This window comes from Mesorhizobium sp. M1252, from assembly GCF_040318265.1.
Classification (GTDB): domain Bacteria; phylum Pseudomonadota; class Alphaproteobacteria; order Rhizobiales; family Rhizobiaceae; genus Mesorhizobium.
Map to the genome: position 1 here is coordinate 37,312 of NZ_JAMYLX010000007.1, position 13,226 is coordinate 50,537.

Sequence of the window (13,226 nt, forward strand, 5' to 3'; positions counted from 1 at the left end):
ACGAAAGAACCAAAATACCAATCTGATGAAATATTTATTCCATTTTTTCGCGAGACGTCAAGAGCGATTCCTAAGTCGGAAAGCGGATTTTCGGTCGCCGCGCCGCAATTTCACGTCGAATCAAGGCCGACAGCGGCCCAGGCCGAGTCTGAAGGCAGACTCTGATAGATTCTATCATCGCCGGGAGAGCCCACGCCGAACGGGTCGGCGCGGCAGAACGCGTTAGATATTTTCCGGCAGATAGATGTCGAAGGGCAGAAAGGTCTGGCCCGGCGCGTTGGCGGCGCCGGCCTCGATGGAATGCGCCATCAGGTCGACAAGCTCGCGGCACAAGGCGGCGAGCGGCGTCGAGATCACCATAGTCAGGATGTTGTCGGCGAGTGCCGCGCGCGATTCGGCGTTGATCTCGTTGCAGACGACCACCGGCATGCTTGCGGGCTTCGCAGCCCGCAGCGCCGAGACCGCGCCTTCCATGCCGCCGCCGGCGACATAGCAGCCGGCAAGATCCGGATACCGCACCAGGAGATCGATCATCGCATCGTGGGTGACCTGGTTGGCTTCCAGATTGACCAGCGTTTCCATCACCGTGAAGTCCGGCGCATGTTCGCGGAAGAAGGAGCGAAATCCGATCTCGCGCAGTTCATGGCCGTGGAAGCGATGACTGCCGACGAAAAGGGCGACCTTGCCGGGGTTCTTTGCCGCCCTGGCGATCATCCAGGCCGCGGTGCGACCGACCTTGCGATTGTCGAGGCCGACATATCCCTCACGGATGCCAGCGGCAAAGTCGGACAGCAGCGAGAAGACAGGTTGCCCCCTCGCTTTCAGCGACTCCACGACCGCCGTCAGCGTCGGATGGTCCGGACCGACAACGGCGATTGCTCTGGATTTCGCTGCCAGCTTGCGCATTTGGGCGGCGATCTCGTCGGCGGCTAGCGAGCTGGCGAAATCGATGGTGGCGACGCCGCGGAAGCGCTGCGATTGCGAGACCGCCATTTCTAGCTCCCTCGCGAAATCGCCGTAAAAAACATCATTGCCCCGCAGCAGCAGAAAGCCGAGGCGGTATTCCGGCAATTCCTGGCGCATGCGCCGCTTGATCAGCCCGGCCGCGTGGTAGCCGATGCCGGTCGCCGCCTCATAGACGCGGCGCGCGGTTTCCTCGCGCACCGGCAGCCGGTTGTTCAGCACCCTGTCGACAGTGGCGACGCTAACGCCGGAGATGCGCGCCAGATCGGTGATGGTTGGCCGTTTTGCCATGACTGTCCCGCATGAGTGCCTGCAACTGCTTACATCGTTCTGATGGAAAATGATAGAAACTATCTTTGTGATATTGAGACTATCACCGCATGGCGCTATTTTGCGCTCGGACACAAGCGCCTGTAATGGACATATCCGTCCTGACGGATGCTGTGGCCGACGGAGGCAGCCCCTATGGAAGCGACACTATCCACACCACCGTTTCGGCGCGACTACAGCCTGATGGGCCGCGATTCCAAGCTCGCCGTCGAGACCGGGCTGGCGGCGGCCGAGTGGTATCACACCGATATTCCGCGCAAGCAGATGAAGGAGCTGATGCAGCGCTCCGACGGGCCGGCGATCCGCGACACCGCGATCTGGCTGGCCGCGCTGATCCTGAGTGCCGCCGGCGGCGCCTGGTTCTGGGGCAGCTGGTGGTGCGTGCCGTTCTTCTTCGTCTATGGCGTGCTCTACGGCTCCTCCACCGACTCACGCTGGCACGAATGCGGCCACGGCACCGCCTTCCGCACCCAGTGGATGAACGACGCGGTTTACCAGATCGCCTGCTTCATGATCATGCGCAATCCGGTGACCTGGCGCTGGAGCCACACCCGCCACCACACCGACACCATCATCGTCGGCCGCGACCCGGAAATCTCCGTCATGCGGCCGCCGGATCTGTTCCGGGTCGCGCTTGGCTTTATCGGCGTGCTGGATGCCTGGCATGCGATGTCGGACATGCTGCGCAATGCCGCCGGCAATATCAGCGCGGCGGAAAAGACTTTTATCCCCGAACAGGAGCAGCCTAAGGCCATTCGCATCGCCCGCATCTGGACGGCGATCTATGCCGTGACGATCGCGCTGGCGCTTTATTTCGGTTCATGGCTGCCGCTGATGCTGGTCGGGCTGCCCCGGCTCTACGGCGCCTGGCATCATGTCATGGTTGGCCTGCTGCAGCATGGCGGGCTGGCGGAAAATGTCATCGACCACCGGCTGAACAGCCGCACCGTCTACATGAACCCGGTCAGCCGCTTCATCTACTGGAACATGAACTATCACGTCGAACACCACATGTTCCCGATGGTGCCCTATCATGCACTGCCTAAACTGCATGCGCTGATCAAGCACGATCTGCCGGCGCCGACGCCGTCGATCCTGGCCGGCTACCGCGAGATGATCCCGGCCTTTTTGCGCCAGCTGCGCAACGAGGACTATTTCCTCAAGCGCGAACTGCCGCCAACGGCGCGGCCCTATCGCGAGGAACTCCAAAACGACGCCGTCGCCGCCGCGGCGGAATGATCGCGCGATTAAGCTTTTGTTTTGTCGCAACTCCGAACGGAAAACCGCAACGCACTTTTCCTGGAATTGCTTTTGGGAGGAACACATGAGCGACTGGATCGAGGCCTGCGCCGCCGGCGACATCGACGAAGAAGATGTGATGCGCTTCGACCATGGCGGCCGCACCTTCGCCATCTATCGCAGCCCTGACGACGATTATTTCGCCACCGATGGCCTGTGCACGCACGAAAAGGTGCATCTGGCCGACGGGCTGGTGATGGATGACATCATCGAATGCCCCAAGCACAATGGCCGCTTCAATTACAAGACGGGGGCGGCACGCGGCGCGCCGGTTTGCGTCAATCTCGCCACCTATCCGGTAAAGGTCGAGGCCGGCAAAGTGCTGATCCAGATCGGGTAGGACCATGCAGGCGGGAATGGTCATCATTGGCGCCGGCGAGTGCGGCGGGCGGGCAGCCCTTGCTCTGCGCGAACTGGGCCATGACGGGCCGGTGACGCTGGTGGGTGACGAACCCCATCTGCCCTATGAGCGGCCGCCCCTGTCCAAGGACGCAATGACGAGCGACGCGCCCGAGATCAAGACGATCGCCAGCGACGAAATCCTGGCCGAGAAATCCATCCGGCATATCCATTCCGTTCAAGCGGTGGCGATCGACCGGCCGGAGCATACGGTGCGGCTGTCGGACGGTTCGGCCCTGCCCTACGACAAGCTGTTGCTGGCGACCGGCTCGACACCGCGCAAGCTGCCGATGCCGGGATTGGGGCCGCGCTGCGTCTACCTCCGCACCTTTGCCGACGCGCTGGCCATTCGCGCCCACCTCAGCCCGGCAAACCGCATCGCCATCATTGGTGGTGGCTTTATCGGCCTGGAGCTCGCCGCTTCGGCGCGCAAGCTCGGGGCCAGCGTCACGGTCATTGAGGCGCAGCCGCGCATCCTCATGCGCGGGGTGCCGGCGGAGATCGCTGAAATCATCCATCAGGCGCATGAGGCCGAAGGCGTGACCGTGCTCACCGGTCAGGGCATCGCTGATATCGCCGACGACGGCGCTGAGGTGCACATCATGCTCGCCGATGGGCAGGACATCGTCGCCGATCTCGCCGTCATCGGCATCGGCGCCGTGCCGGTGACCGGGCTTGCCGCGGAAGCGGGCCTGACCGTCGATAACGGCATCGCCGTCAATGGCGAACTCCAAACAATCGATCCCGACATCTTCGCCGCCGGCGATTGCTGCTCGTTTCCGCTCGCTGTCTATGCTGGCCGGCGGGTGCGGCTGGAAGCCTGGCGCAATGCGCAGGAACAGGGTGCGCTGGCCGCGAAGAACATGCTGGGCGCCCGCGAAGCGCATGCCGCGGTGCCATGGTTCTGGTCGGATCAGTATGGTTTGTCGCTGCAGATCGCCGGCCTTTCGGACGAGGGCAAAAGCACGGTCCGCCGCGATCTCGGCGACGGTGCTTTTATTCTGTTTCATCTGGCCGAGGATGGCAGGCTGGTGGCGGCGAGCGGCCTCGGTACGGGCAATGCCGTGGCGCGCGACATCAGGCTGGCCGAGATGCTGATCGCCAAGCGGGCTAGGCCGGCGCCGGAGGCGTTGGGGTCGCCGGATGTGAAGCTGAAGTCGTTGCTGGCAGCGTGAAGGACTGACTTACCCTCCCCTTGTGGGGAGGGTCGCTGCGAAGCAGCGGGGCGGGGTGCGGCACCGGCCCCCACCCGGACCTGCGGTCCGACCTCCCCACAAAGGGGGAGGTAGACGGCTGAGCTAAGCCCGCTAAAACAGCGCCTTCAGCTCGTCCAGCTTGTCGTTGACCAGCCAGCCGTAATAATTCTCCTCGGGCAGTTTGACCGCCTCACCCGCCGCGCGGCGCTTGTCGTTCTCGGCCTTCAGCGCATAGGCGCGCTGCTCGGGATTGCCGACATTGTAGAGCGTGGCGGTCAGCCCCGGATTGCCTGAGATGTCGAAGCCGGCAATGTTTTTGTAGGCGTCGATCGACTTCCTGATCGTCGCTGCGACGTAGGGCAATGTCAGGTCCGGATCCATGATGGTCTTGTAGACCCCATTGGGATCGCCGACATCGAGCTCGGGCAGCCCCGACACCTTGTGCACGAGATCGCTCATCTGCAGCGCGGTCAGCGGGTTGAGCTGGCCGAGGCCAAAGGTCTGGCCGGCATAGTAGGGCTGGAAGAAGGTTGCGCCGAAGCGGTCGTTGGGAAAGCTTGTGCCGCCGACGGTCTTGCCGCGGAAGGAGCGGTTCCACGCCTGCTCGCGGCATTCCCACAGGTCGTAGCTGTCCGACATCGTGCACTTCTTGAATTCCGGCCGCTGCACGAAATCGGTGATGTCCTCTCCGTCATAGGCGAAGGACAGCTTGCTGGAGAGGTAGGAAATCGCCTTGACGTAGTAGGTCTGCAGCCGGTCGTAGGCGTCGACATTGTAGGTGTGCTCGCCGACGATGGCGCCGACGATGTGCAAAGGATTGATGCCGTAGGCAGCGGCGGCCTTCCTGATCTTGGCGCGCAGTTCGGCGTCGTTCTGAAGCAAGGCGTAGACCTTGCGGTATTTGGCCTGGAAGGTGGTGTTGGTGGCCTGGGTGCGGCGGCTGGAGGCGCCCGGTATGTCAGGTTGCACGGCATTGCGGTTGCCCGCCGGCACCAGTGTCGCCGCGTCGGCCGCGAACAGCGTCGCCGCCAGCGTCAAGCCGAGAATGACAAGGATCAGTTTTTTCATGCGCCGCCGCCCAAGCAATTCCAGGAAAAGTGTGAAACGGTTTTCCGTCCGGAATTGCGTCTAGAGAATTGCCGCGCAAACTAGGGAGTGCTCCCGGTTGAGTCGAGAGCGCCCTTGCACCCGGCAAGACGAAAGGTGGCCCGATGATACCATCCGGCCACACATCAAGCTGTTAGCCGGATTGTTGCCTAAGCATCGGCCCAAAGATCGAAACCGATTTTTGGAAAGTCCGATGCATCGATTCAATACTGCTAGAGCGACCTTTGCGTGTCCAAAAGACGCGCGGCGCCCTAATACCGGCGCCGGATGAACCGGCGCCCTCGTTTAAAGGATGAATCGCGACAAATCTGTGTTTCGCGAGAGGTCGCCGACATGCTTTTCCACATAGGCGGCATCGATGGCGACGCTGGTGCCGTTGCGGTCCGGCGCGTCGTAGGAGATCTCGTCCAACACACGCTCCATCACCGTCTGCAGGCGTCTCGCTCCGATGTTTTCGACGCTGGCGTTGAGGTCGACGGCAATGCCGGCCAGCGAATCGATGGCGTCGTCGGTGAAGGTGAGATCGACGCCTTCGGTCTTCATCAGTGCGATATACTGCTTGATCAGGCTTGCCTCGGTCTCGGTGAGGATGCGAATGAAATCGTCCTTCTCCAGCGCCCGCAACTCGACACGGATCGGCAGGCGGCCCTGCAATTCCGGCAACAGGTCGGAGGGCTTGGAGACATGGAATGCGCCCGAGGCGATGAACAGTATGTGGTCGGTCTTCAACGGTCCGTATTTGGTCGCAACCGTCGTGCCTTCGATCAGCGGCAGCAGGTCGCGCTGCACGCCTTCGCGCGAGACGCCGGCGCCCATGCCACCTTCGCGCGAGGCGATCTTGTCGATCTCGTCGAGGAAGACGATGCCGTCATTTTCGGTCGCATCCAGCGCCCGGCGCACGACTTCGTCCTGGTCGAGCAGCTTGTCGGACTCGTCGTTGACCAGCAGCGCGTAGGATTCCTTGACCGTCGTCTTGCGCGCCTTGGTCTTCTTGCCACCCATCGCCTTCGACAGCATGTCGTTGATGTTGAGCACGCCGATATTAGCGCCCGGCATGCCGGGGATCTCGAAGCCGGGCATGCCGCCGGTGCCGGTGTCGGCAACCTCGATCTCGATCTCCTTGTCGTCGAGCTCGCCGTCGCGCAGCTTCTTGCGGAAGGAATCGCGGGTTGCCGGGCTCGCCGTCTTGCCGACCAGGGCTTCCAGCACGCGCTCCTCGGCGTTGAGGTGCGCGCGCGCCTTCACGTCCTCGCGCATCTTCTCGCGCACCAGGCCGATGGCGATCTCGACCAGGTCGCGGATGATCTGCTCGACATCGCGGCCGACATAGCCGACCTCGGTGAACTTGGTGGCCTCGACCTTGACGAAAGGCGCGCCGGCGAGCCGCGCCAGGCGGCGCGAGATCTCGGTCTTGCCGACGCCGGTCGGGCCGATCATCAGGATGTTCTTCGGCATCACCTCTTCGCGCATCTGGCCTTCCAGCTGCTGGCGGCGCCAGCGATTGCGCAAGGCAATGGCCACGGCGCGCTTGGCGTCCTTCTGGCCGATGATGAAGCGGTCGAGTTCCGAAACGATTTCACGGGGAGAGAAGGTGGTCATATCACTAGATTCCACTTTGCCACTGCTTGATGGACTCGAACGGATGCAGCAGCATGATCACGTTGAGCGTCAGATTGTCCCGGATGAGGTAGCCGACACCCAGTTCGAAGATGAGGGCGAGGCCGACGACCACCCATATAGGTAGCTTTCTGGCCATCACAAACCCCAGCACCATGGCCAGCGTGTCGGACACCGAATTGATGATCGAGTCGCCATAGTAATCCAGCGAAATGGTGCCGGCGCGGTAGCGCTCGATGATGAACGGGCTGTTTTCCAGGAGTTCCCAGCCGCCCTCGATGACAACGGCGAAAGCCAGGCGCAGACCGATTGGCGAGCGCGGGAAGAGGAACCAGGCCAAGGCGTAGAACAGGAAGCCGTGGATGATGTGCGAGAACGTGTACCAGTCGGAAATATGCTGGGAATTCTCCGAACTGTTCACCACACCGTGCCAGAGTTTGACGTAACCGCAGGTGCAGATCGGCGTGCGGCCCATGCCGTAAAGCGCGCCGGCCTGGAAGATGAGCAGAGCGAGCACGAGCAGAAGCCCCATGCGCCAGCTGTCTTCGTAGGCCGAGTAATTTTTGGCAGTGCCCGGTGTCGCCATCAACTCATTCCCCTTCTTCCGCGTCGCTCTCTTTGGCACCGACAGCCATCAGCACGACGTCCCCATATCTAGAGTGCCTGCGATCGATAGCCCTGAAGCCCGCCTTTTCATAGGCGCGGATGGCGCGACCATTGTCGGGATGCGGATCGATGATGACGCGCGGCGCGCCTTCCTCGAACAGTTGCTCGACGAATTGCCTGACGATAGCCGAGCCATGACCTTTGCCGACCAGGTCCGGCACGCCGATCGACAGGTCGATGCCGAGCGTGCCGAACGGCTGGTCGGCATAGGGATGGCCGTCTTCCAGATGCGGATCGTAGCTCTGCAGATAGGCGATCGGCCTGCCGTCGAGCTCGACGATCAGCGGCTCTACAGAAATAGAGTCGATGTGCTCCCGGATTTCGGCGATTTCCGTCTCCGGATCGTCCCACCATTCGGCGACATGCGACTCGGCCAGCCAGCCGGCGATCATGGGCAGGTCTTTTTCGGCAACCGGTCGAAAATCATAGAGCACCGGCGGGTTAGCCGGCATCGAGCGTTTCGACAACAAAGTTGTTGTTGGTGTAGACGCAAATGTCGGAGGCGATCTGCATCGCCTTGCGGGCGATCTCCTCGGCATCCTTGTCGCTGTCCATCAGCGCGCGGGCAGCGGCCAGCGCATAGTTGCCGCCGGAACCGATGGCCATGACGCCGAATTCGGGCTCCAGTACGTCGCCGGTGCCGGTCAGCGCCAGCGAAACCGACTTGTCGGCCACCAGCATCATCGCTTCCAGCCGGCGCAGATAACGGTCGGTGCGCCAGTCCTTGGCGAGCTCGACGCAGGCGCGCGTCAACTGGTCGGGATATTGTTCGAGCTTGGCTTCGAGCCGCTCCAGAAGGGTGAAAGCGTCCGCCGTGGCGCCGGCGAAACCGGCAATGACATTGCCGCCTTTGCCGATGCGGCGCACCTTTTTGGCGTTGCCTTTCATGATGGTCTGGCCAAGGCTGACCTGGCCGTCGCCGGCGATCACCACCTTGTTGCCCTTGCGCACCGTCACGATGGTCGTGGCGTGCATGCTCAGTTCATTCGACATTTTTAGCTCCGATTCGCGCGATCCCGATAAGGCGATTGGCGCGCGGTACGAGTGATTTCGATTGGCCATATGTATGCATGGGGCGGGTGATTGCAAACGGCGTCCGCCATGGCCGGTGGCTGTCCGCATCGCAACTGGCAATCGCCGGTTCATGCTGCTAGAAGGCACTCGTTTTCAAGCAAATGACAGCTTGGAACCCCGTCTTGAGTTTCGAACCCCTCAGCCAAGGACAAGGTAATGGCGTCCCGTTCCGCCGAAGTCAGCCGCAAGACCAAGGAAACCGAGATCAGCGTCTCGGTCCATGTCGACGGCACCGGAAAATCCGACATGTCGAGCGGCGTCGGCTTCTTCGACCACATGCTGGACCAGCTGTCGCGCCACTCGCTGATCGACATCACGGTGAAGGCCAAGGGCGACCTGCACATTGACGACCACCACACGGTCGAGGACACCGGCATTGCGATCGGCCAGGCGCTGGCCAAGGCGCTGGGCGAGCGGCGCGGCATCATGCGCTACGCCTCTGTCGACCTTGCCATGGACGAGACGCTGACGCGGGCCGCGATCGACGTGTCGGGCCGTCCGTTCCTGGTCTGGAATGTCGCCTTCTCGTCGCCCAAGATCGGCACGTTCGACACCGAACTGGTGCGTGAATTCTTCCAGGCGCTGGCGCAGAATGCCGGCATCACGCTGCATGTAACCAACCATTATGGCGCCAACAATCACCATATTGCCGAGACCTGCTTCAAGGCGGTGGCGCGCGCGCTGCGTTTCGCACTGGAGCGCGACCCGCGCCAGCCGGAAGCGGTTCCCTCCACCAAGGGATCTCTGAAAGGGTAGGCTGATGGCCATCTATGTCGTGATGGAATCGCCAGTCCGCACCGAGGCGGCCGACGCAACCATTTTTGTCCGCGACGGTTTTTCCTGGCTGGCTTTCCTGGTGGCGCCGCTGTGGCTCGCTTGGCACCGGCTTTGGATCGAGGCGGCGCTCGCCTTCGTCGCCATGGGGCTCATCTCGGTGCTCGGCCAATGGCTGGGACTGGACTGGGCCGGCTCCGCACTGTCTTTACTGGTCTCGCTCTATATCGGGCTGGAAGGCCAAGGGCTGCGGATCGCAGCGCTGCGCCGCCGCGGCTGGCATGAATGGGGCGTCGTCGAAGCCGACAATCCTGATGATGCCGACATCCGCCAGACACTGGACGCCGAGGCGCTTGCCGACGAGCCGGCGCCGCTGCCGCGCATCGTGCCGGACGCCAGCCTGGCCCGGCCGGCGCAGACCGGGCTGACGCTGGGCCTGAGCCATACGCCGGGAAAAGCCTGAGATGCGGGTCGCGATCATCGATTACGGGTCGGGCAATCTGCGCTCGGCCACCAAGGCCTTCGAGCGCGCCGCGCATGAAGCCGGCATTGCGGCTGCCATCGAGCTGACCGCCGATGCCGAGCGTGTGCGCAGCGCCGACCGCATCGTTTTGCCCGGCGTCGGCGCCTATGCCGATTGCGCGGCGGGCCTGCGCGGCGTCGCCGGCATGTGGGAAGCGGTGGAAGAGGTAGCGATCGCCAAGGCGCGGCCGTTCCTCGGCATCTGCGTCGGCATGCAGCTGATGTCGGAGCGCGGCCTAGAAAAGACCGTGACCAAGGGCTTCGGCTGGATTGCCGGCGACGTCAAGGAGATCACGCCCGCCGATCCGGCACTGAAGATCCCGCAAATCGGCTGGAACACCATCGATCTGGAGCGCAAGCACCCGCTGTTTTCGGGTATTGCGACCGGGCCTAAGGGTCTGCACGCCTATTTCGTTCATTCCTACCATCTCGACGCGACAAGGCCGGACGAAGTGCTGGCCGTCGCCGATTATGGCGGCCCGGTAACGGCGGCGGTCGCGCGCGGTAACCTTGCCGGCACGCAATTCCATCCGGAAAAGAGCCAGGCGCTCGGCCTGGCACTGATCACCAACTTCCTGCGCTGGAGGCCTTGAGATGAGCAAGAAGGGCTACTGGATGGCGATGGTCGATGTGACCGATCCGGAAAACTATCCGAAATACATCGCCGCCAACAAAGCGGCGTTCGACAAATACGGCGCGAAATTCCTGACGCGAGGCGGTCAGTCGTCAAGCCCGGAAGGGCCATCCGGCAATCGCCATGTGATCGTCGAGTTCGAAAGCTACGAGGTCGCGCTGGCTTGCTTCCATTCTCCCGAATACCAGGCAGCGCTGAAATTCCGGCGCGCTTATTCGACCTCGCATTTCGCCATTGTGGAAGGGGTCTGAACGGTGATCCTGTTTCCGGCCATCGACCTCAAGGACGGCAAGTGCGTGCGGCTGAAGCACGGCGATATGGCGACCGCGACCATCTACAATGACGACCCTGCGGCCCAGGCCAAGGCCTTCGAAGAGCAAGGGTTTGAATGGCTGCATGTCGTCGACCTCAACGGCGCCTTCAAGGGCCAGAGCGTCAACAGCGCGGCGGTCGGCGCCATCCTCAAGGCGACGAAAAACCCGGTGCAGCTCGGCGGCGGCATCCGCACGCTGGCGCAGATCGAGGACTGGCTCGACCGCGGGCTGGCCCGCGTCATCCTCGGCACGGTGGCGGTGCGCGATCCCGACCTGGTCCGGGAAGCCTGCAAGGAATTTCCTGGAAAGATCGCCGTGGGCATCGACGCCAAGGGCGGCAAGGTGGCGGTCGAAGGCTGGGCCGAGGCTTCCAGCCTCGGCGTCATCGAACTGGCGCAGAAATTCGAAGGCGCCGGCGTTGCCGCCATCATCTACACCGACATCGACCGAGACGGCGTTCTGACCGGCATCAACTGGGATGCCACGATCGATCTCGCCGACGCGGTCTCGATCCCGGTCATCGCCTCGGGCGGGCTGGCTTCGATCGCCGACATCGTGCGCATGACCATGCCCGACGCGAAGAAACTGGAAGGCGCCATCTCCGGCCGCGCGCTCTATGACGGGCGTATCGACCCGGCCGAGGCGCTTGCGGTGCTGCAGGGCAAGGCGATGGAGACCCGGCCGTGAAAATCTCCATCATCCTGGCATCCTATGACAGTGGCCACTATCACGGCGGCATGGGCCGAGGCCCGGATGCACTTATCGCCGGCGGGCTTGTCGACGCGCTGACGCTCTCCGGGCATGACGTCGTCGTCACCGATATCGGCAGGGTTGGCGACGAACAGCAGCGCGAGATCGCCACCGGCTTTGCCGTGTGCGGTGCCCTCTCCGGCGAGGTCCGCATCGCCATAGACCGCGGCCGGTTTCCCATCGTGCTGGCCGGCAATTGCCTGACATCGGCCGGTGCGGTTGCCGGCGAGGATGCCGATGCGATCATCTGGGCCGACCAGCATGGCGATCTCAACACCCCGGAGACGTCCATCTTCGGCTTTCTCGATGGCATGGCGCTGGCCACGGTTCTCGGCCTGTGCTGGAAGCCGATGGCCTCGGCCATCCCCGGCTTCAGGCCGATCGATCCGGCGCGCTGCGTGCTGGTCAACGCGCGCGATCTCGATCCGGCCGAAACGGAGCTGTTGAAGACGTTGCCGGTCATCCGCACCGAATGCCCGGACTGGGCCACGGCGTGCGGCAGGCTGAAGGCGCCGGATGCGAAGCGGGTGCACCTGCATCTCGATCTCGACGTGCACGACCCCGGGGCGCTGCAGGCCAACCGTTACACCACGCCCGGCGGCCCGGAGCCGAAACAGCTGCGCCAGGCTGTCTGCGGCATGGCCGGCCTGCTGCCGATTTCCGGCATCACCATTTCCGCCTACGATCCGGCGTTCGATGCGCAGGCCGAGGTTCCGCCGCTGGTCGGCGAACTGCTCAGCGAGTTGCTGGCGACGATGGAGAAGGGCTGATGCTGAAGGCCCGAGTCATCCCTTGCCTCGACGTCAAGAACGGCCGCGTCGTCAAGGGGGTCAATTTCGTCGACCTCATCGATGCCGGTGATCCGGTCGAGGCGGCCAAAGCCTATGACTCGGCCGGCGCAGACGAGCTTTGCTTTCTCGATATCACCGCGTCGTCCGACAACCGTGAAACCATCTTCGACGTCGTCGCCCGCACCGCCGAACAATGCTTCATGCCGCTGACCGTCGGCGGCGGCGTGCGCCAGGTCGCCGATATCCGCAAACTGTTGCTGGCCGGCGCCGACAAGGTGTCGATCAACACTGCGGCGGTGAAGAATCCCGATTTCGTCGCCGAAGCCGCCGACAAGTTCGGCAACCAGTGTATTGTCGTCGCCATCGACGCCAAGAGGGTGTCGGCGCCCAAAGAGCCCGGCCGCTGGGAGATCTTCACCCATGGCGGCCGCGAAAAGACCGGCATCGATGCGGTCGAGTTCGCGCGAAAAATGGTTGATCGCGGCGCTGGCGAGATTCTTTTGACCTCGATGGACCGTGACGGCACCAAGGCCGGCTACGACATTGCGCTGACCCGCGCGATAGCCGATGCGGTTCGCGCGCCGGTCATCGCGTCGGGCGGCGTCGGCACGCTCGACCATCTGGTCGAGGGCATTCGCGACGGCCATGCCGGCGCCGTGCTCGCCGCCTCGATCTTCCATTTCGGCACTTACACGATTACGGAAGCCAAGGCGCATATGGCCGAGGCCGGGCTGCCGATGCGCCTGGACTATCCGGTTCAATCCACTCCACAAAGGCTGTAGGCTGCGCC

Annotated in this window: 16 protein-coding genes; 10 read left to right on the plus strand and 6 right to left on the minus strand. The window is 63.1% G+C overall.

The window, feature by feature from the left end:
- Positions 1-222: 222 nt before the first annotated feature.
- Positions 223-1,254, minus strand: a complete 1,032-nt coding sequence (locus tag NKH22_RS15600; protein WP_023672329.1) for a LacI family DNA-binding transcriptional regulator — start codon at positions 1,252-1,254, stop codon at positions 223-225.
- A gap of 174 nt (positions 1,255-1,428) precedes the next feature.
- On the opposite strand from NKH22_RS15600, the gene NKH22_RS15605 reads away from it, so the two are divergent.
- From NKH22_RS15605 to NKH22_RS15615, 3 genes are all read left to right on the plus strand, one after another.
- On the plus strand, positions 1,429-2,532 hold the full coding sequence (locus tag NKH22_RS15605) for a fatty acid desaturase family protein (RefSeq protein WP_352910027.1): 1,104 nt from the start codon (positions 1,429-1,431) through the stop codon (positions 2,530-2,532).
- A gap of 85 nt (positions 2,533-2,617) precedes the next feature.
- Positions 2,618-2,932: a MocE family 2Fe-2S type ferredoxin gene (locus NKH22_RS15610; protein ID WP_023672328.1), complete on the plus strand. Its 315-nt coding sequence runs from the start codon at positions 2,618-2,620 to the stop codon at positions 2,930-2,932.
- A gap of 16 nt (positions 2,933-2,948) precedes the next feature.
- Positions 2,949-4,166 (plus strand): NAD(P)/FAD-dependent oxidoreductase, encoded by a 1,218-nt coding sequence (locus NKH22_RS15615; RefSeq protein WP_352910030.1) that lies wholly within the window; start codon positions 2,949-2,951, stop codon positions 4,164-4,166.
- A 132-nt stretch (positions 4,167-4,298) separates the two neighbouring features.
- Here the strand turns inward: NKH22_RS15615 and NKH22_RS15620 are convergent, their stop codons facing one another.
- From NKH22_RS15620 to hslV, 5 genes are all read right to left on the minus strand, one after another.
- On the minus strand, positions 4,299-5,255 hold the full coding sequence (locus NKH22_RS15620; protein WP_023819886.1) for a DUF1402 family protein: 957 nt from the start codon (positions 5,253-5,255) through the stop codon (positions 4,299-4,301).
- Positions 5,256-5,579: 324 nt separating this feature from the next.
- Complete coding sequence (gene hslU / locus NKH22_RS15625) at positions 5,580-6,893, minus strand: ATP-dependent protease ATPase subunit HslU (protein WP_023672325.1); 1,314 nt, start codon at positions 6,891-6,893, stop codon at positions 5,580-5,582.
- Positions 6,894-6,897: 4 nt separating this feature from the next.
- Positions 6,898-7,497, minus strand: a complete 600-nt coding sequence (locus tag NKH22_RS15630; protein WP_023694626.1) for a DUF2585 domain-containing protein — start codon at positions 7,495-7,497, stop codon at positions 6,898-6,900.
- A 4-nt stretch (positions 7,498-7,501) separates the two neighbouring features.
- Positions 7,502-8,029 carry a GNAT family N-acetyltransferase gene (locus tag NKH22_RS15635; RefSeq protein WP_023694625.1) on the minus strand — a complete coding sequence of 176 codons (528 nt, stop codon included), beginning with the start codon at positions 8,027-8,029 and terminating at the stop codon, positions 7,502-7,504.
- Entirely contained in the window at positions 8,019-8,570 is a 552-nt protein-coding gene (gene hslV / locus NKH22_RS15640; RefSeq protein WP_023672322.1) for an ATP-dependent protease subunit HslV, read from the minus strand. The genes NKH22_RS15635 and hslV overlap by 11 nt, the downstream gene beginning before the upstream one ends.
- A 237-nt stretch (positions 8,571-8,807) precedes the next feature.
- Here hslV and hisB point away from each other — a divergent pair, with 237 nt between their 5' ends.
- The 7 genes from hisB to hisF are packed head-to-tail and all read left to right on the plus strand — an operon-like array spanning position 8,808 to position 13,218.
- Positions 8,808-9,407: an imidazoleglycerol-phosphate dehydratase HisB gene (gene hisB / locus NKH22_RS15645; RefSeq protein WP_023672321.1), complete on the plus strand. Its 600-nt coding sequence runs from the start codon at positions 8,808-8,810 to the stop codon at positions 9,405-9,407.
- A 4-nt stretch (positions 9,408-9,411) separates the two neighbouring features.
- Positions 9,412-9,888: a DUF2628 domain-containing protein gene (locus NKH22_RS15650; RefSeq protein WP_023694624.1), complete on the plus strand. Its 477-nt coding sequence runs from the start codon at positions 9,412-9,414 to the stop codon at positions 9,886-9,888.
- Position 9,889: 1 nt separating this feature from the next.
- The gene (gene hisH, locus NKH22_RS15655) at positions 9,890-10,540 is read left to right on the plus strand and encodes an imidazole glycerol phosphate synthase subunit HisH (protein ID WP_023681413.1); all 651 of its coding nucleotides are present in this window, start codon (positions 9,890-9,892) and stop codon (positions 10,538-10,540) included.
- Position 10,541: 1 nt separating this feature from the next.
- The gene (locus NKH22_RS15660) at positions 10,542-10,832 is read left to right on the plus strand and encodes a DUF1330 domain-containing protein (protein ID WP_023672318.1); all 291 of its coding nucleotides are present in this window, start codon (positions 10,542-10,544) and stop codon (positions 10,830-10,832) included.
- A 3-nt stretch (positions 10,833-10,835) separates the two neighbouring features.
- Positions 10,836-11,582 (plus strand): 1-(5-phosphoribosyl)-5-[(5-phosphoribosylamino)methylideneamino]imidazole-4-carboxamide isomerase, encoded by a 747-nt coding sequence (gene hisA / locus NKH22_RS15665; protein WP_023672317.1) that lies wholly within the window; start codon positions 10,836-10,838, stop codon positions 11,580-11,582.
- Positions 11,579-12,415, plus strand: coding sequence for an arginase family protein (locus NKH22_RS15670; protein WP_023672316.1), 837 nt, complete (start codon positions 11,579-11,581; stop codon positions 12,413-12,415). Before hisA ends, NKH22_RS15670 begins: the two co-directional genes overlap by 4 nt.
- Positions 12,412-13,218, plus strand: a complete 807-nt coding sequence (gene hisF, locus NKH22_RS15675; protein WP_352910218.1) for an imidazole glycerol phosphate synthase subunit HisF — start codon at positions 12,412-12,414, stop codon at positions 13,216-13,218. The genes NKH22_RS15670 and hisF overlap by 4 nt, the downstream gene beginning before the upstream one ends.
- Positions 13,219-13,226 lie beyond the last annotated feature (8 nt).